Annotated in this window: 7 protein-coding genes; all 7 read left to right on the top strand. The window is 45.1% G+C overall.

The genetic code is table 11. The features are described 5' to 3' along the window. The first annotated feature begins 470 nt into the window (after positions 1-470). The 7 genes from DYD21_RS15725 (at position 471) to DYD21_RS15695 (ending at position 20,770) form a co-directional block, all read left to right on the top strand. Positions 471-9,716 (top strand): MBG domain-containing protein, encoded by a 9,246-nt coding sequence (locus tag DYD21_RS15725; RefSeq protein ID WP_158607328.1) that lies wholly within the window; start codon positions 471-473, stop codon positions 9,714-9,716. Positions 9,717-9,726: 10 nt separating this feature from the next. Continuing rightward, the gene (locus DYD21_RS15720) at positions 9,727-10,515 is read left to right on the top strand and encodes a hypothetical protein (protein ID WP_116037959.1); all 789 of its coding nucleotides are present in this window, start codon (positions 9,727-9,729) and stop codon (positions 10,513-10,515) included. A gap of 176 nt (positions 10,516-10,691) precedes the next feature. Beyond that, the gene (gene pheA / locus DYD21_RS15715) at positions 10,692-11,840 is read left to right on the top strand and encodes a prephenate dehydratase (protein ID WP_116037958.1); all 1,149 of its coding nucleotides are present in this window, start codon (positions 10,692-10,694) and stop codon (positions 11,838-11,840) included. A 278-nt stretch (positions 11,841-12,118) separates the two neighbouring features. After that, complete coding sequence (locus tag DYD21_RS15710; RefSeq protein ID WP_116037957.1) at positions 12,119-17,107, top strand: PAS domain-containing protein; 4,989 nt, start codon at positions 12,119-12,121, stop codon at positions 17,105-17,107. 7 nt (positions 17,108-17,114) lie between these two features. Further along, a complete protein-coding gene (locus DYD21_RS15705; RefSeq protein WP_116037956.1) occupies positions 17,115-17,768 on the top strand; it encodes a response regulator transcription factor in 654 nt (217 codons plus the stop codon). Positions 17,769-18,016: 248 nt separating this feature from the next. Beyond that, positions 18,017-18,430 carry a response regulator transcription factor gene (locus DYD21_RS15700; protein WP_116037955.1) on the top strand — a complete coding sequence of 138 codons (414 nt, stop codon included), beginning with the start codon at positions 18,017-18,019 and terminating at the stop codon, positions 18,428-18,430. A gap of 147 nt (positions 18,431-18,577) precedes the next feature. After that, complete coding sequence (locus tag DYD21_RS15695) at positions 18,578-20,770, top strand: PAS domain S-box protein (RefSeq protein WP_116037954.1); 2,193 nt, start codon at positions 18,578-18,580, stop codon at positions 20,768-20,770. The last annotated feature ends 3 nt before the right edge of the window (positions 20,771-20,773 follow it).

Below are 20,773 nucleotides of genomic sequence, written 5' to 3'. Positions count from 1 at the left end.
TGCTCCTTTTATAGGTGCTTATACATGAATATGAGACAAATAGATAGGTGAAAACACTGAAGTTATATACTTCTATAAATTATTTATAGTCAAACAGTTACGCAAAGATTTATAATGGCCGATAAGCCCTAAGAAAGGTACGAACTACGGGTTACTGATTGGGGATTATTAATAGCTAACTACATGCTGAAAACCGGGAATAAGGGATTAAACCCGTCTCGGTGGCATTAAAAATGATAGATAGTATTCTTCCTTCCCAGCCGTGTTCCAGGTGATATCATCCAAAAAACGACACGTTGAAAAATCAAAAAGCACACGTCCAATTTATATCGGGGTTTCCGCAGTCGGGGTCTAACTTTCTTTCAGTAATTTTAAACAGAGCCCAGATTTCTATGAGGGGATGAATGTATCAAGCTTTCCATTCAAGGCAACAAGACCAAAAATTACCTCTATCTAAAAATAGTATAACCATGACAAGATTGATACGTTCTTTTGATATTTCCACAAAATTAGTTGGTGAAGTAGCTACTATTTTGATAGGCATTTTGTTTACCCTGATTCCAATAGGTATTCAGGCACAAACAACCACCGTTGATTTTAATAGTTATACTACCCAAGATCAGAATCTTGGAAATTCCTTTAGTAGCCAAGGTTTAAGCTTTTCTCTCATAGGGGGAACGACCTATTTTTCTGTTAGCACAAGTTTGGGAGAATCAGGAACTCCCGGAATTGACATGCATAGTAGTGGTGCTACTATGTTTACCATTCAGAAATCGGATAATAGCCACTTCAATCTATTTAGTTTTTATTTAGTCGATGGCTTTGGAGATGCTAACTTATCCTTTAAAGGATATCGGGATGGATCTGAAGTTTATTCAAAAAGTCAAAATACATATTTGTATACAGGCACAATTTCTCTTAATTGGAATGATGTGGATAAGGTTGAAATCAGCTCACAAGATGTTTCTTTCCTATTTGATAACATTGTTTATTCCGATGTTCCCAGTGCAACGACTCCAACCGTATCAACATCAGCTACTGCATCCATCACCACTACAGGAGCCACGTTCAGCGGTGACGTAACCGACGATGGCGGAAACTCCGTAACCGAACGTGGGTTTGTGTATGGCACAAATATCACTCCTGAAATAGGAGATGGACGTTCTACTCGGTTGCAAGTTGGAGGCGGAACAGGTTCATTTTCAGAAGCCATTACCGGCCTTACCGCAGAAACCACGTACTACGTACGGGCTTATGCAATTAATGGAGAGGGCACGAGTTATGGGGGTGAACAGAGTTTTACGACTGAAAGTGCAGGAGTGTTATTAAGCACTAGCCCCACTCTGACTTTTACAGAAAATTCTGCCGACATAACCGGAGACAATATCGCATCTGACGGCGAAGGCGGCTCTCAAGCCATTTCTGATATTGATATTGAGATTTTCAATATTTCAGATGAGGAAGGGTCATTTTTAAATTCACTTTCATGGAAAGACAACGACTTTTTTTATAGCGCTGACACAGATTATATAGCGCTAACCTATGATTACATCAATGAAGGCAATAAAGGTATGTCTGTTAAATCTGCAGACGGCAGTGAATTTCGTCTTATTCAGTTTATCTATTATAACTGGGCAGAAACCGAGCCATTTACAAATACGATAAAAGGGTACCGTAATGGCACCGAAGTTGCCTCGATGATATTCGAAGGTTTTGATCCGGGCTACGTTCCCATAACGGTTACTTTAGATGCGTCATTTTCTAATGTAGATGATGTAAGGATCTATATCAGTGATGCCGGATGGAATGGAGATGGCACCACAAATCACAGTATCAATAATATTCAGGTTTCATCGCCTGTTATAAGCAGTAGTCCAACAGTTACCACCTCACTCGTATCATCCATCACCACGACCGGAGCTACCTTTAGCGGTAACGCAACCGACGATGGCGGAGACTTCGTAACCGAACGTGGTTTTGTGTATGCGACCACTTCAGGTCCCACCACCTCTGATACTAAAATACAGGTTGGAAGCGGAACGGGCGCATTTGAGGAAGCTATAACCGGACTTAGCGCAGAAACCACCTACTATGTGCGGGCTTACGCCATCAACAGCCAGGGAACAAGTTATGGGAGTGAGCAAATTTTTACTACGCTATCAATATTTGCCGGAGGCGCCGGAACTGAAGCCGATCCATACCAGGTAGAAACAGCTGAACATCTCGACTCGGTTAGAGATTATGCAGATTCCCATTTTATTCAAACTGCCGATATCGACCTGGGTGTTTCACCCTGGAATGTTGGCGAAGGCTGGGAGCCGATTGAGGGTGGGGATGAGGGTCCTGGTGGCGGAGGAAGTCCATTTTCAGGTAGTTATGATGGTAACGGTCACACGATTTCAGGATTGACGATTAACCGCGAGAGTGATTATGGAGTTGGCCTTTTTGGTAGTACATCAACAGGCTCTACTATCAGTAATTTGGGCCTAATTGATGTCGACGTTACTGGTAATGGACATGTTGGTGGAATGGTAGGTAATTCAAATGGTACTATATCCAACTCTTATGTTACCGGCACAGTTCATGGCACAGCCAGAGAGATTGGAGGCCTGGTGGGGAGGGGTGGTCTAAATGACAATGTCAGTTCTTCCTATGCAAATGTTTCTGTAAGTGGAGGGGATGCAGTTGGCGGCTTGGTAGGGCAAACACAGGGCTATTACGATAAAACGTATTCGATTGGCATTGTTGAGGGAGGTACAGATGTTGGTGGATTGGTTGGAAATAGGGGTTCCGGTGGGGAGATTAAAAACTCCTTTTGGGACACAGAAACTTCTGGTTCAGTCAATTCAGACGGCGGTACAGGTCTATCAATCGCCCAAATGAAAACCAAATCCACCTTCACCGACGCCGGCTGGGATTTTGATACAGTCTGGCAGATTGAAGAACCATCTTCCGGGAGCATTTCCTATCCCTATCTGCAATCGAATGCACAGTTTCCGGCTCCGGGTTATTTCGAGCCTCAGATCCCTGAAGTTGTTACCCATTCAACAATTGAAAATATTTCATCCGGCTCGGCCGAGGTGAGCGGTGAAGTAATTGATGATAAAGGAATTGAAGTAAACGAACGCGGTTTTGTGTATGCCACTAGCTCCAACCCCACCACAGACGACACTAAAATTCAGGTTGGAAGCGGAATGGGTGAATTCACAGAAACAATTTCCGGGTTAAATCCCGGCATAACATACTACATAAGAGCCTATGCGATTAATTCGGAGGGCACAACATATGGAACTGAACAAAGCTTTACCACTATTCCAATATTTGCCGGGGGCACCGGAACTGAAGCCGATCCATACCAGGTAGAAACCGCTGAACAGCTCAATTCGGTTCGGAATTATTTAGACGTTCATTATATACAAACGGCCGATATCGATCTGGGTGTTTCACCCTGGAATGATGTTTCCGGCTGGGAACCCATCGGCGGGAATGGAAATGCGTTCACCGGCACCTTTGATGGTCAAGGGCATACGATAAGCGGCCTCACCATCAACCGGTCAACCGACAATGTAGGTCTGTTTGGCTACACGAACACCGGTGCTATAATCCGGAATTTGGGTCTGATTGATGTGAGTATTAGGGGGCGCAATACTGTCGGTGGTTTGGTGGGATACCTTCTGGATGGTACCGTCAGCAACAGCTACGTCATAGGGCAGGTCAACCAAAACACCAATAGCGGTAATGACATCGGTGGGCTGGTTGGAAGTAGCGCCGGCACAATCACGGACAGCTATGTGAACGTAATTGTGGGCGGTAGCAGTCACGTAGGTGGTCTGGTAGGAAGGAATGGAGGAGCCATAGAGGGTAGTTATGCGCTGGGCAGTTTGCTCGGTTCGAACCGGCTTGGTGGGTTTGTTGGATCAAATGATGGTACAGGCACTATTTCCAATTCTTACAGTTCGGTCGATGTTACAAGTAATCAATTCAACCAGAATATTTTCGGTGGACTTGTTGGTCAGAACTTCGGCGCCATTAGCAATAGTTATGCAAGTGGTATTATGGTCGTAAACCAAAATGGTGCCGGCGGACTGGTTGGTACCGGCAGCGGTTCAGCTACCGAAAGTTTCTGGGATACTGAAACTACAGGCCAACTTACTTCATTTGGCGGTACCGGAAAAACCACCGCCGAGATGAGAACAAGGACCACTTTCACTGATGCCGGTTGGAATTTTGATAGTGTTTGGCAGATTGTTGAAACCAGCACCACATTTTCAAGTCCTTACTTAACAGGTAATGAACAGAATCCTGCCCCGGGATTCCTGGAGCTAACCCCGCCAGCGATCACTACACAAGAGAACCTGGCCAATCTGACTTCTGAATCGGTGGATGTAACCGGGCAGGTAACGCATGATGGCAATGTGGAGATCACCCATCGGGGATTTGTCTGGGCAACAGATGCCGCTCCGGACGACACCACGATTGTGTGGTCAGGTTCAAGCGATGATACATTTACGGAGACGATCAGTGATCTTCCTCCGGCTACGGCACTGAATGTTCGTTCATTTGCAACTAATATGATTGGAACGGCATACGGAAACCTTGTCTCCTTTGAAACCGAACCGGGGGAGCTTCTGCTGACCGGTTCTTTTACGGTGCAGGATAAAGTGTATGATGGAGAATCAGCTGCAATGATTGATCAGAATAGCTTGACTCTTGATGGAGTGTATGACGGTCATGATGTTCAGATTGGTACTCTGGAAATTGCATTTACGGATGTTGATGCCGACGTTGATAAGCAGGTTTCGATACAATCGGTCACTTTGTCCGGACTAGATGTGGACAGATATACAATATCGCTGACCAATGCCCCGCATTCCGTCGCAGATATCACAGAACGCCCCATTATCGTTAGTGCAGGTGCACAACAGGTGACTTATGGAGATGAAGATCCAACCCTGACCTACGAAATTACAACCGGCAGCCTGGTTGACGGTGACGGGCTTTCAGGAGAGCTAAACCGAACGGCAGGCCAGAATGTTGGAACGTATGCTATTGAGCAAGGCGATCTGACTGCCGGATCAAACTACGATTTGAGCTTTGTTGAGGCCGATCTTGAAATCACCCCGAGAGTGCTGGCAATAACCGCTAACGCCGATCAAGACAAAACCTATGGCGAAGCCGATCCTTCCTTCACCTATGAAGCCGCCAACTTTGGCTGGAATGATAGTGAAGCACTGATAACAGGAGCTCTTGATCGTGAGGCGGGAGAGAATGTTGGTCAGTTCGCTATTGGTCAGGGGACTTTAGAAGCGGGTAATAATTATACGATCGATTTTACATCCGCCGATTTTGAAATCACACCAAAAGCTTTATCGATCGTTGCCAACAGCGATCAGTCCAAGGTTTATGGTGATGCGGATCCGGTGCTGACGTTTACAGCCACGGGTTTTGAAGGCGATGATAATGAAAACATTCTGAACGGTACGCTTAATCGTGCCGCAGGAGAAGATGCAGGAACGTATGCAATCGAGGCTGGCAATTTAGACGCCGGTGATAACTACACCATCAGCTTTACGGCGGTTGATTTTGAAATCACTCCTCGTCCGTTAGCACTGAGTAACTTCACAGCTGAGGATAAAATCTACGATGGCTCAAGTGATGTAAGTGGTGCAGGTTTTGAGGATGATCGCATCGGCGGTGATGAACTTACCTTTAGCTTTGAGTCTGCATTTGTGGACTCAGATGCAGATACCGATAAACCGGTTGCCTTCAGCAGCATTGCAATCAGCGGCGGAGCAGATGCGAATAACTACGATCTGCAGACAACCGCCGGACAGGCTTCTGCTAATATTTCCCCACGACCAATCACTATTGCGGCGGATGAAGCGATAGTAATCTACGGAGATAATGATCCAACCCTGACCTACAAAATTACATCCGGCAGCCTGGTTGACGGTGATGTGTTTACTGGAGAGCTGAATCGAACGGCGGGGTTGGATGCTGGAATGTATTCCATCGAACAGCACACACTCTCGGCGGGTAGCAACTACGAGATCACCTATCAAACGGCTGATTTTGAGATCACTCTGCGAGTGTTGACGATTGTGGCGGAGCCTGGTCAGGGCAAAACGTATGGTGATGCGGATTCAAAGTTCGTGTTTACAGCGTCCAATTTTGGCTGGAATGATGAAGAAATGATTTTGACGGGTTCTCTTGACAGGGATCCCGGCGAGAATGTGGGAACGTATTCGATCACTCCGGGCGATCTGGATGCCGGCGAAAACTACACGATTGACTTCACCCCGGCCGACTTCACCATCACCCCGAAAGAGCTTCTGGTGGTGGCTGATGGCGGTCAGAAGAAAGTGTACGGTGAAACTGATCCGGAGCTCACCTTTGCGGTTTCCGGGTTTGAGTTTACCGATAATGAGCAGGTATTTAGCGGTGCACTGTCACGTGAATCCGGTGAAAATATCGGTGAATACTCCATCACCACAGGCTCGCTTTCCGCAGGTGATAACTATACGATTACGCTCGAAAGCAATCCGTTTACCATCACCCCGAAAGTGCTTGCGGTAGCAGCGGCTTCCGGACAGGAAAAAGTGTATGGCGAAACCGATGGCGAGCTCTCATTCACTGCCTCAGGTTTTGAACTCGGAGATCAGTACGAGATTTTCAGCGGATCACTTTCCAGAGAAGCTGGGGAGGACGTCGGTCAGTATACCATCAAAGCGGGCCATTTGGATGCAGGTGAAAATTATACCATCGACTTTGAATCAGACACTTTTTCAATATTAAAGAGAACCCTGACGGTTTCAGCCGATGGGGATCAGCATAAAACATTTGGTGAAGATGACCCGCTGTTTACATTTACGGCCGATAATTTTGGCTGGAATGACGGAAATGAACTCATCACCGGTGCCCTCACTCGCGAAGGCGGGGAATCGACCGGAACATACGAGCTGCTTGTCGGTTCGCTCGAAGCCGGTTCGAATTATGAAATCGACTTTGAATCTGCACTTTTTGAAATTGAGGTGAGAAGTCTTCAGATTTCAGCTGCAGAAGTTTCAAAGGTTTATGGAGATGCAGATCCTGAATTAAGCTTCACCGCCACCGGGTTTGGGTTTAATGATGACGAATCCATTCTTTCAGGCGAACTTTACCGCCAGGCGGGTAAAGATGCGGGAACGTACGCAATTCTGGGTGATCAGCTTACCGTCAGCGGTGACTACACCATCGAATACAGCGCAGCCGACTTTACGATCGAGGCGAAAGAGCTGAAAATCACAGCTGATGAAGGCCAGTCAAAAATTATAGGCGAGGATGATCCTGAGTTTACATTCAGTGCTGAAGGGTTTGCATTCGATGACGGCACGGATCTGTTGACCGGTACACTTTCACGCGAAACGGGAGAAGAAACCGGGGATTACCTGATTACAGCAGGAACAATCAATGCCGGTGAAAACTACTCCATCGTATTTGAAGAAAGTGTTTTCTCTGTTTTGATGACGCCACCGATGGCAGTGCAGATTTTCCCAGCTGATGGTGAAGAGAAATCGCATGTTGATGGTCCGGTTACGATTGATTTCGACCAGCCGGTGCTTGAGGCCGATTTTGATCGTATCACGCTGAAAAATCATAACGGCGTGAATCTGCCGATTGAGCTTTCAATTGATGAAAACAGCCTGATCATCAACCATGAAACACTTGAGTATGTTACCGGCTACCGGCTTGATATTGAAGAGGGTGCGGTAACGAACCGGGATGGTGTGGCAAACCGGGCGGTGAGCTCGAGCTTCACTACACAAGTGGAAGTTCCAAAACCGGTAGTACTGGTGGGACCTTATCAACATGAGGGAAGTGTGAGCGTTCACCCGGAACTTAGCTGGAATCCTTCCGAAAACGCCACTCATTATTCGGTGCAGCTGAGCGGTGATCCGGAATTTGGCGAACTGCTGAGTGACGTACAAAATCACACAGAACTTTCATTCCAAATCAACAGAGAACTTTCGGATTATACGCACTACTACTGGCGTGTTCAGGCATCCAACAGCAGCGGCAGCTCTGAATGGTCGGAAAGCGGGCATTTTGTAACCGTGGCTAAAACGCCTGTACACGGTTTTCCCGCGATGATGTCGGAAGAGATCAGCACAGCGCCTGTTCTTCAATGGACAAAAGCGTACAGTGAATCGCCGGTTCGCGTGCAGCTTTCCACATCAGAAAACTTTGTGGAGCTGCTGGCCGATTCGGTTTCTGCGGAAGCATCTGCACAGATTACCGGGCTTGAGGATTATCACACCTACTACTGGCGGCTTCGGATTGAAAGCGATCAAACGACGAGCGATTGGAGTGATACGATGCAGTTTCGAACGCGGAAAGCGTCATCTGAGAATGATCACGAACAGGTTGTAGAAAACAAAGTGAATTTCGGTCACAATCCGGATGCCCCGGCTCAAAACCGTGAAATCACCAGCCTGGATTATCGCCTCATCGGCTTGCCGGGCAATGATAACCTGCGTGTAGACAGTTTCTTTGATGGCCGGTACGGTCGGGATTGGAAAGCGTTCTTTGATATCGGATCAGTCACCGAGTATTATGAAGAGTATCATCCCGATGATGAACGATTCGTTTTTGCACCGGGACGCGGATTTTGGGTGCTCAGCAAAGACGTTCTCGATATTGAACTGCAAACAACGAGCGTAAAAACCAACGAACGGGATGCGTATACAATCGAACTACAGCCCGGATGGAATATCATCTCCAACCCGCATCGCGGAGTGGTAAGCTGGAGTGAGGTACAGGAATTGAATAACATCAGCGGTGACCTGTTCGGATATGAAGAACAGTTCATTCCCGCAGACAGCCTCCATCCCGTGCTTGGATATTACTACTACAACAACGTGCAAAATCCGCTGGACGGGATTGATATTCCCTATAGCCGAATGGAGCAGCGCAGGGGTGAAAATAACCGGGAAAACAACAAACTTTCCGGGGCAGCAATGAGCAAATCACCGGAAGTGGCAAACGTAACGGCAGATTTTGGGGCAGATCTTTCATTTGGTGTGGAACTGGTTTATTCGGTGTCTGATGAAGATCGGGGCACCTATAAACGTCCGTTCCCATCGCTCGAAATGAGCCGGTATGGTATGATGCTTTCCGATACCGAAATGTATCGCGGCGGGTATCTGCGCGATGAAACGAGGTTTGATGCACAGGGCAGCAGGTACGACCTGGAGCTAAAAGGAAAAGTGGGATCCACATTCAGCTGGAAGGCAGAAATCAGCGGTTTAAGCAGCAGCGCAGGTGTGCTTCTGGTGAACCCGGTAACCAAACTTACCTGGCTGCTTGAGAGCGGTGAAGAAGCGGAAGCCACGCTGACCGAACCGCATACAACGTATGAACTCTACGTAGGCGAGATGAACTTCCTGCTCGAGAAACAGGAGGAACTGATGCCGGTGGAATTTGCCCTGGAACAGAACTATCCGAATCCGTTCAATCCGTCCACGAATATTCGCTACTCGGTACCAGGCCAGGAGCATGTACGTCTTGAAGTCTATGATATAATGGGCAGGCGGGTGATGGTGCTGCAGGATGGCATTCAGCAGGCCGGCTGGCACAATGTTCATTTTAATGCCGGCAGTCTTGCCAGCGGAGTGTACTTCTACAGGCTCACTGCGGGTGAGGCGATGAAAGTCGGACGAATGACATTAATCAAATAAGGGGCGCAAAATGAAAATTAATTTTATAAACACCGGAATCATGAAACAGTTGGGAATTGCAGTAGTTCTGATCGGGATAGTTAGCATTGCTGTGCCCGAGAGTGTATCAGCAATGCAGAACCGGGCGGATCAAAGTCTCAAACCGGGTGAGATGAGTATTCATCAGCTCTGGATTGATGGTAATATCCATCATAATCTTACAGCTGACCGAACTGGTGAAAACCAGGTATCGATCACGATTTTAACTTCTATTTCAGACCTGAAGCGCGTTAATGCAGATTCCCTGGCAGAGTGGATGAAAGATGGAAACATTAGAATTCGGGGAGTTCAGATCCATACAGAATCGATAGCGATCAAACATTCCGGAGAAATTCGGTTTTTGGCAGATTTCACGGAAACTGTCCGCGGATCATATCTGAAAAGCTCTTTTCAAGTAAGAGGAGTGGAAGGCGTGACGGATCAATCAGCAGAACTCTCGATTTTTCCCGGGAAAAACCACGTGATTTCGATTTCGTTCAATACGCGGATAGAGGGCAAAGATCTCATCAGTAAAAACAGCGTTCACCCGTCGCTGGTAAAAAGTTATTCTTCAGTGAATATGCGTGAATTGAATCCGGTTGCATTCCATAATCCCAAAAATGAAGAACGGGTAAGAGGCTCATTTTTCTACCGGAACCGGTTCTGGGTTGCAGGAACAGCTGCAGTGATGGCGGGTAGTGCAGCTGCTGCTATTATCGGATCGGGAACCTCACCGGTCTATCTGCCGGAACCGCCGGGACGCCCTGCATTTAACCGTTAAGGTCATCTGTTGATGGCTGAATCCGGGTGATAAATAACATGCCGGACAAGATGCAGAGAACTTCTTGATTTACTACATTGCAGTAGTCGGTTTTTCCGTCTCAGTTCGACATTATTTTTGCAGCTGGGCGGTAAACCGTTTACGAATATTTAGAATCTGGAATTTTTTTACTAAAGATGAAAAACGACTCCCTGGAAGAGATCAGACAAACGATCGACCGGCTTGATCAAACCATAATAGACGCCCTTGGAGAACGCCAGCGTATTGTGCGCAATGTTCTTGCCAATAAAATGGAAAACTCCAAAGAGATTCGCGATCCGGGCCGCGAAGAGAAAATGATGGAGTCGATTCGAAAGAAGGCGTCGGCTGCCGGGATGGATCCCTATTTTCTGGAGCAGCTTTTTCGGGAGGTGATCCATCACTCTGTTCGCTACCAGACCAACGCACTGGTGGATCATCAAAATGAAAAAGCTGAGAATTCAAGCATCAAAGTGGCGTACCAGGGAACCGACGGTGCGTTTAGCCACCAGGTGGCCATGCGTCACTTCAAGCAGCGCTACGATGAGGTGGTGTGTGTAGGGTTTACGCGATTCGACCAGGCGGCTGAGGCGGTTGAAAAAGGTGATGCCGATGTGGCAATGCTGCCGATTGAAAACACAACGGCCGGATCCATAAACGACACCTACGATCTGCTGGCAGAAAAAGATCTTTTCATTATCGGGGAAGAAATTTTACGGGTGATCCACTGCCTGATGGCACCCCAAAAAGTGGAGCTTGATAATATCCGCCGGGTGCTTTCTCATCCGCAGGCGATCGCTCAGTGCAGCCATTTTCTGGCAAAACTACCGCGCTGCCACGTTGAAAGTTATTTTGACACCGCGATGGCCGCCCGAAAAGTGCGAAACGACGGGGATCTTTCCCAGGCTGCGATCGGAAGTGCTTACGCTGCCGAACTATATGATCTGGAAATTCTGAAACACGATCTGGCGAATCAGAAAGAGAATTATACGCGATTTGTTGTGGTAAGTACCGATGAGGTTTCGTGCGACCCGCAGCTGAACTGCAAAACCTCGCTCATTTTTGCGACTGCCGATGAAAAAGGAGCGTTGCTTTCCTGCCTGAACTTGCTCGGTGATCATGGAATTAATATGACTAAGCTGGAATCACGGCCGCGTCCCCATCACCCCTGGCAATCTCTTTTTTATCTCGACTTGGAAGGAAATACAGAAGAACTGCGAGTTGCCGATGCGCTTGAAAAACTGAAAAAACGGGCTCAATACGTGAAAATTTTAGGAAGCTATCCGGTACGTGAAGGCAAATGGTAGGTGTTTACGGATGACGTCGTGAAGTGGAAAAACGATCTTTATTGAATTGAAAGTTGATTGGATCCAAAACGGGTGAAATGAGGGCTTCGTCATTTTTTATGATTCACCCAATTGATCTTACATCGGATTCACAGGTATTTTGGCAGATTTCAGAGTGGTACTTAACTATATTTGATACAGGATTTATTCCACACCGGTATGATTTTTAGTATCAGGAAATTTGGCTTCATCCAAAATTTATAATTACCGGATCTGTAAACAGCAGTAACTCAGAGCTTATGAAATTTTCTCCCTTACGCATTGCATTAATCTACCTGGTCATTGCTTTGATCTGGATTACCACAACGGATACAATCCTTGAATACTTTGTGGATGATGTTTCACTACTGACGAATCTGCAAATTGCAAAAGGGTGGTTTTATGTACTTGCAACGGCATTTGGCCTCTATTACCTGATTAATGAGTATCAAAAACAGATTACAGCAGATAAGAAAAAACTGCAGCGGGTTGACCAAAGTCTTACCATGGCTCTCGAAACGGCAAAAACAGCTACCTGGGAGTATTTTATAGACACCGACTCCTATATCACATCATCAAACCACAATCGATTTTTCGATTACCCTGCCTCGGAAGAAATGACGCTCAGGCATGTGTACAAAAGGCTTCATCCGGATGATCTGGATTATTTTACAAGAAATGCGAAGCGGACCATTGAAGACGGCGACAATTTTAATGTTGAATACCGGATTCTGGATAGCAATGATGAAGAACGGTGGTTATGGACCAAGGGAAATTCGATACAGGAAAATGGGAGCGTAAATCGGGTAGTTGGAATTACATCGGACATCACGGAAAGTAAAAACCTGAGAAAAAAACTCGATTTAGAAAGAGAAAAATTTGAGAGTCTGTTTGATGAAATTCCGATTCTTATAACGGTATTTAATGAAAACCTTGAAGTAACAGAGGTAAACCGGGAGTTTGAAAAAGTCATCGGCTGGTCGGTGGATGAAAAGGACGATATAGATCTTGTTGAGGTGTGCTATCCCAATCCTGAAGAGCGAAAAAAAGCTGTTGAATTTATGCAAAAACCGGGCACCGGCTGGAAGGAGTTCCAGATCACAACGAGATCAGGTGAAGTTCGAACACAGGTTTGGAGTAACGTAAAACTGTCTGACAACACAATTGTAGGAATTGGTCACGATATTACTGAAAGGGAAAAGCTCGAGAAGGAGAACCTGAAGGATAAAGAAAAGCTCCTGGAGATTTTCAACAACCTGCCGGTGTTTATTAACATCCACGATGAAGAAAAAAATGTCATTAATTTCAATGATTTTGCAGGCCAGCGGCTTGGATACACCAAGGAAGATCTGAGGCGGGATGATTTCCTTCATCGGCTTATGGCTGATGAAAAAGATTACAAGAAAGCTGTTGAACACATGCAGCAGGCGGATCACAGCTGGGAAAATTTCAGAATATGTGCCCGGGATGGAGAAGTGCTCAACACAACCTGGATGAACATGGAACTTTCGGATGATCTGAAGATTGGTGTGGGAATCGATTTGACCGAAGTGAAAGGTCTTGAGGAGCAGCTTAAACTGGCGGTTGAAAGTGGCGGTGTTGGGTTGTGGGATTTTAACCCGGCAGATGGAACTATTCAGTGTAATGATGAGTGGGCGGAAATGATCGGGTATACTCGTGAAGAACTTGAGCCAATAACATTTGAAAAATGGGAATCCCTCACCCATCCCGATGATGTTAATGAGACAAAGCAGCTTCTGGAGCAACATTTTTCAGGTGAAATACCAGTTTACGACACCGAAATTCGCATGCGCCATAAAGATGGTCGCTGGGTGTGGATGATTGACCGTGGAAAAGTTACTGAGCGCGACAGTGAAGGAAATGTTGTTCGTATGACCGGTACGCACGTTGATATTTCAGATATAAAAGAGCTCGAACGGCAAATTAAAAAAAGCAGGGAGCGCCTGAAATTAACCACAAACAGCGCGAATGTGGGGCTTTGGGAGTGGAACCCGCAAACCGGGGATGTTGTATTTGATGAGATTTGGGCCCGGCTTGTAGGTTACACAATCGAAGAACTGGAACCGATCAGTATCGAAACCTGGAATCAACTGGTTCACCCGGATGACCTGGAGCTGTTTACCGAAACCGTTGAGCGTTATTTTGAAGGTGAAAGCGACCTGTATGAATGTGAAGTTCGTATGCGCCACAAAGATGGGCACTGGGTTTGGATTCTTGACCGCGGCCGTTCTGTAGAATGGAACGAACATGGCGAGTCGGTGCGAATGGTGGGAACCCACGTGGATATAACGGCAAGAAAAAAGAAAGAAGAGGAACTGGAAGAGAGCGAGCGGTTTCTGAGGGAAACACAGCGCGTTGCTAACCTTGCTACGTATACACTTGATATTGAAAGCGGTTATGTGAAATCATCTGATCTGTTGAGGCAGATGTTTTGGGTCGCGGAAGATAAGAACGTATCACTTGATTTGTGGGAAAACAGCCTGCATCCCAATTTCCGGTATGTAGCCGTAAATTTTGCTGAAGCGATGGAAAAAGGGGAAACGTTTGAAGCGGAATACAAAATACGGAACCACAAAAATAAACAGGAGAAGTGGATTTACGAAAAAGCGGATGTTGAATTTGACAGGAATGGTAATCCGAAACGCATGATCGGTGTGATGCTCGATGTGACACGCACGAAAGAGCAGCAGATTCGAATTCGTCGAACGCTCGATCAGCTGCGTGTGGCTGAGAAAATTGCCGGTATCGGGTACTGGGAAAAAAACCTGGAAACAGGACGGGTATTCTGGGGGGATAATAAGTACAGACTGCTGGATGCTGATAAATCAATGGGGCCTCTGTCAAGAAAAGATCTGTTCGAAAAGATTCATCCGGACGATAAAGAGGCAACACTTCAGGCGTATGAAAACGCAGAAAAAAACGGTTCGCTTGATGTTTCATTTCGTTATAAGCAATCAAATGGAACGTATCTCACCATTAGTGAAAAAGCCGATATTGTTACCGATCAGAATACCGGCGATCGCGTACTCAAAGGTGTTTCTATGGATGTCAGCTCATTTAAGGAGATGGAGTCTGAATTGGAAGATGAAAGAAAACGCCTGAAAATTATCACCAGCCTGGTGAGTGATGTTGTATGGGACTGGGACCTGGAGAAAAAAGAAATTAATTGGAGTGAAGGCATAGAAACTGTTCTTGGTTTCAATCGAAAAGAAATCCCAGATGAGGAGAAATTTTGGATTAGCCGAATTCACCCGGAAGATGTGGACAGTGTTCTGGAGAGTATTGATAAAGCCCTGGATCGCGGGAAAAGTTTTTGGAGTAAGGAATACAGATTTTTCGACCACTCTGAAGAAATCCGTTACATTCTCGATCAGGGATACATCTACAGGAATAAAGAGGGAGAAGCGGTTCGGATCATCGGGGCCATGATTGATCAAACCGAATCAAAACACGCAGAAATGGTTTTGGGGTACCAGGCTAAACTACTGACCGACATATCGGATGCCGTAGTTGCCACGGATGATGAAATGAAAATTACGAGCTGGAACCGAGCAGCGGAAGAACTATACGGCTGGAGTGAAGAAGAAGTGCTTGGAAAACCGATTGAAGGAGTAATAGTAACAGAATTTGAAAACATATCGCGGAATGAAACACGTGAAGTATTCAAATCAGAAGGGGAGTGGAGCGGTGAAGTTATCCAGTATACCAAATCAGGTAATGCGATTCAGATTCTGAGTACCGTGCGGATGTTATCAGACAGCAACGATGAATTTACTGGCGCCGTGGCAGTGAATAAAGATATTACAGCTCTGAAGAAAATTCAGAAACGGCTCGACTACGAACAGAAACGGTTCGAATATGTAACATCTGTTGTCAGTGATGTGATTTGGGATTATAACCCAAAAGAGGGCACTGTATGGTGGAGTGAGGGATTGGAAACGCACTATAAACATGCAATACCCGACCTGGAAGACGGGCATGAGTTGTGGGTAAATCATATTCATCCCGAAGATCGGGATGAGATTACTCGGAAGATGAAGGATGATGAAGATTCAGGGGAAACCGAGTGGAGGTACGAATATCGATTCATCAGGGGCGATGGAAAGGTGGCACATGTGAACGACAGCGCGTTTATTGTACGGGATGAAGAAGGCGAAATTGAGCGTGTGATCGGGGCGATGAACGATATTACCGTTCAGAAAGAAGCTGAAGAAGAACTAAGGCGGTCAGAACAGCAGTACCGGTTGCTCTATCGGCAAAGCCCGCTTCCTATGTGGATTTACGATACAGAAACGTTCCGGTTCCTTTCGGTTAATGATGCGGCCATGGAGACGTATGGTTACAGCGAGAAGGAGTTCTTAAAAATGACAATCTTTGACCTTTTTCTCCCGGAAAAGCAAGATCTGATTCGCAAAGAAGCCGCAGAAAACCTGAAGCAGCCGCGTACGTCGTTCGATGTTTGGGAACAAAAAGTAAAATCCGGTGAGACTATATTTTGTGAACTTTCAGGGTCGAATATCTATTTCCGCGGGGAGCAGCAGAGGCTGGTGGTTTCAGTAGATGTTACGGAGCAGAAAAAAGCAGAAGAACTTGCCATCAAGTCGATAGTGGAAGGTGAAGAGCGCGAGCGGCACCGTATTGCCAATGAACTGCACGATGGACTGGGTCAATATCTATCAGCAGCAAATATGCACCTGAGTACCGTTTATTCCGATGTTGAAAATCTGCACGACGCAGAGGAGAAGGCATTTAAAACCGGACTGCAAATGCTTCAGTATGCGATATCGGAAACACGATCGATTTCGCATAATTTGCTGCCCAAATCAATCCAGGATTATGGGCTCAAACTTGCGGTTGAGTCTCTTATAAATGATCTGAAGCAGTCAATGGATATCCAGTTTCATCTGTTCCAAAAATATGATGATGAGGAATTGCCAGATAATATTCAGATCAATATCTACAGAATCATGCAGGAAGCACTGAATAATTCTATTAAACATGCTAACTGCAGTATTATTAATGCTCAGTTGGTTTTCTCCGATAATGAACTTATCTGCACCGTAGAAGATGACGGGGTAGGGTTTGATCCGGAGAATCCGCCGGGGGAAGGTCTTGGCTTACAAAGCATAAAGACCCGGGTTGCGGCAATGTCAGGGAATTTAGATATTGATTCTAAAATTAATATAGGTACATTAATAACCATTATTGTACCACTTCAAAACGGGTAAAAAAGCTATGGCGAATATAAAGGTACTTCTGGTAGACGACCATAAAATTGTTCGGGATGGAATTAAACTGATGCTTGAACCGCAGGCAGGAATCGATGTAGTGGCTGAAGCAGAAAATGGCAATAAGGTGAAGAACCTTTTGAAAAACACCCCGGTAGATGTCATTGTCATGGACATCAACATGCCTGATATGAATGGAATAGCTACAACGAAACTGGTTAAAGATCAATATCCCAATATAAAGGTCCTCGCATTAACAATGAGCAGTGATGACTCACATATCCGCCAGATGGTGCAGGCGGGTGCTTCGGGCTATATCATGAAAAGTGCTGGCCGTGAGGAGCTTACCAAGGCCATTCACGAAGTTATGGAGGGAAAGCACTATTTCAGCGATCAGGCGACACAAAGTATTATGATGGACCTTGTTAAAAATAAGGGAAAATCTTCTGTGCCGGATCCAATTCATATTACCGAAAGAGAGCTGGAGGTTTTGCAGATGATAGTGAAGGAGCATACGAATCAGGAGATTGCTGAGAAGCTGTATATCAGTCCGCGTACAGTGGATGCCCATCGCAGAAATCTTTTGCAAAAAACCGGTGCCCGTAATACGGCAGGTCTTGTGAAATATGCTTTTCAGCACGGGCTTGTTAATGGCGGTTAGTTCAAGATTATTATTTGTCCTTACCTTTTTTCTGAACGAAAGCAGAAATAGAACTACGTAAAAAAGCCTATCTCATTTTAGGGTAATTGACGCATAGAATTACGTCTCGTTCAGTGCTACATTGTAATCTATAAAGTTGTTCCGCTAACCTTATGCGCTATGGTGATTTGGGGCTGAACAGGCAAAGGTATGAAAATTAAGTTCTTAGAGATAGTTTTCTAATAAGGGACAACCTAAATTTACCTGTTATGGATAACAGTAAACAAATAACCGTATTTTTATATACCGGGTATACGCCACGAGCGTCAGCTTTGAAAGAGAGAATTACAAAAGCGTGCGATGGCAGGGCTATTATCTCGCTGATTGATAGTGAGAACTCTATTCTCGAAAAAAGATCCAGGAAAGAAAATTCTGTTGTAGTTTTAGATCTTCCAAATATAAAACGTTCAGCTGTTCAGACAGTTAAGCTGGTGAAAAAAAGGACCAGTAAAACCAAGCTTCTGGCTATTCATATCTATACAACCCGCTTACTTGTAAATCCGCTGCTCGATGCTGGCGTGGATGGATATCTTACGTACGAGCCCTCTCCCGAACAAATCAAAGAGGCGATTACTTCTGTATTGGATGGAGAGCAATATTTACCGGTTGATATTCTGAGTTAGTATTTATACCTACATGATTTGTGTGTGCAATTTGTAGCAGTAAAACGCATTTAAAATTACGTTTTTAACGTCTTACAAAACCCTGAAAATCTCCGTAACTATCAAGCATAAAGAAGTTCAAAGGGTTAAATGTTGTAAACAGAGAAGATGAGTACAAAAGAACTACAGATAGAGAAGGGCCAGATGAGCCTTCTAAATGCACTACCATCGGCAGCAGCGATATTAAACGGAGCCGGTGATGTTGTGATAACGAATCGGGAATGGGATCAAAATTGTTCAAGTGGGTTTTTCTTTAAGACAGATAAAAATACAAACTTTTTTGAACACTGCAGTAAAGCCGCAGAACAAGGAAGCGATGATGCACTGAAACTGATCATTGGCTTACGAAAAATCCTTGACAGGGAGCAGGATTTTTTTGAGAGTACATACTCAAATAAAAAAACCGAAGATAATGAGTGGTATAAAGTAAATCTTCGTTCGTTCGAAAATACAGGCGCCATTCTGTTTATTGAAGATATCACCGATAATGTATCAGCAATTCGTGAACTTCGCGATTCCCAGGAGAAATACCGCCAGCAATTTGATCATTCTATAAATGGAATTATCATTGGCACGCCAACCGGGGAAATATATGATGCCAATCCTGCTGCCTGCAAAATATTGGGATACACTCACCAGGAATTGATAGATGGCGGACGGGGGCTCGTGCTGGACCTTACCCACCCCCTGAATAAAGAGGCAGCCGAAATAAGAGAGAAAAAATCGTTTTTTGAAGGAGAAAAACAATACATCCATAAATCAGGCCGTGAAATTTCTGTTATGGTGTCATCGGTGCTATTTCGGGACAAAGACCGGGGCCTCACTACAATTAACTCTTTCCGGGATATTACCAAGGAAAAACAGATTCAGAAAAAACTGAAAAATGAACAGGAGTTTGCCCGAACAGCTATTGCAAGTATTCCCGGAACATTTTATGTATTAGACACAGACGGTACTTTTTTGCAATGGAATGAAGCATTTTTCAATGATCTTGGATATTCACAGCAGGATATGTTCGGCCTGAAACCGATCGACTTTTTTGTGGAAGAAGATCAGGAGCTTGTATCTGAAAAACTAAATGAAGCACTAAAAGAGGGCGCCGCTGAAACGGTGGCTCGTGTGAAGGCTAAAAATGGTGATGTTCGGGTTTTTAAACTTAATGCCCGTTCATTCAAAAATGAAAACGCCACCTACATAGTGGGTACCGGGATGGACATCACCGAACTGGTTGATGCCAAATCAGCGAGTGACCGCCACTTCCAAATGATGAGTCAGCTTTTCGAGAATGCCCCGATTGGAATTGTGATGATCAACCAGGAAAACAAAATCATAAGGATAAATGAGGGTTTCAATAAGCTTTTTGGATTTAAAAACGGTGACGTAATCGGGACGAATCTAAACGATCTGATCACAAAAGCCGATACACGTGAAGAAGCGGAAAAGGCAGCTGTGGACGCTTTTGACGGTGCCTTATCTCAGTTTGAAAGCGTAAGATATACAAAAAATGGAGAGAAAGTTCCTGTTCTTGTGAGTACGGTGCCCATTTCAGAAGAAGGAAAGGTGACTGCAGCTTACGGCATATACGTAGATCTTACACCGCAAAAAGAGCTTGAAGAACGAATTACTGATCTGCTGTGCAGGGAGCGGGAAGCCCGCGAAAAAGCGCAGAATTCATTGAAAGAGAAAGAGATTCTGCTTCAGGAAGTTCATCATCGGGTAAAAAACAATCTTGCGGTTATTGCCGGATTGCTGGATCTGCAGCTTCTTGAAGAGACGGACAAAGAGGTATTTAAAAAACTGAGCGAAGTACAGAGCCGTATCTTTTCAATTGCAAAAATTCATGAAACACTCTACCAGGAAAAAAATGTAGTTCATATTCGATTCAACAGTTATCTGAAATCCTTCATCAATTTCCTGCCGCAGCAGGGCTTCACTAACGAAATTATATCAGAACTGAACCTGAATTGTGATGAAACGGTTCTAAACCTGAATCAGGCCGTGCCAGCAGGTTTAATGATTAATGAATTGATTAATGTTTTGCTCCCGGAATCAGGAAAAGGCAACCTGATGCTGGATCTGAAATCGGATGATAAGTCGGTGACAATTAGTCTGTGCGGAGCCGGGTTACGAGTGCAAAATTTCAAAGAGAATCTGGCATCTGAAAAATTTCAGTACAAGCTGGTTGACATATTAGTGGCACAGCTCGATGGAACCATTGATGTAGATGTAGATCGTGAAATGGTAATAGTTTCATTCAGCAAAAATGAATCGAAAGGTTCAAGTAATGCTTTTTTTAGTTAATAA

Source organism: Rhodohalobacter sp. SW132, from assembly GCF_003390325.1.
GTDB lineage: Bacteria > Bacteroidota > Rhodothermia > Balneolales > Balneolaceae > SW132.
The sequence above is the reverse complement of the archived record's forward strand: the minus strand, read 5'-3'. Positions and strand labels throughout refer to the sequence as shown.

Bases quoted from the DNA above. Each gene is read 5' to 3' on its own strand.
- DYD21_RS15720 (WP_116037959.1), top strand. From the start codon at position 9,727: ATGAAAATTAATTTTATAAACACCGGAATCATGAAACAGTTGGGAATT.
- DYD21_RS15725 (WP_158607328.1), top strand. From the start codon at position 471: ATGACAAGATTGATACGTTCTTTTGATATTTCCACAAAATTAGTTGGT.
- DYD21_RS15700 (WP_116037955.1), top strand. From the start codon at position 18,017: ATGGATAACAGTAAACAAATAACCGTATTTTTATATACCGGGTATACG.
- pheA (WP_116037958.1), top strand. From the start codon at position 10,692: ATGAAAAACGACTCCCTGGAAGAGATCAGACAAACGATCGACCGGCTT.
- DYD21_RS15695 (WP_116037954.1), top strand. From the start codon at position 18,578: ATGAGTACAAAAGAACTACAGATAGAGAAGGGCCAGATGAGCCTTCTA.
- DYD21_RS15710 (WP_116037957.1), top strand. From the start codon at position 12,119: ATGAAATTTTCTCCCTTACGCATTGCATTAATCTACCTGGTCATTGCT.
- DYD21_RS15705 (WP_116037956.1), top strand. From the start codon at position 17,115: ATGGCGAATATAAAGGTACTTCTGGTAGACGACCATAAAATTGTTCGG.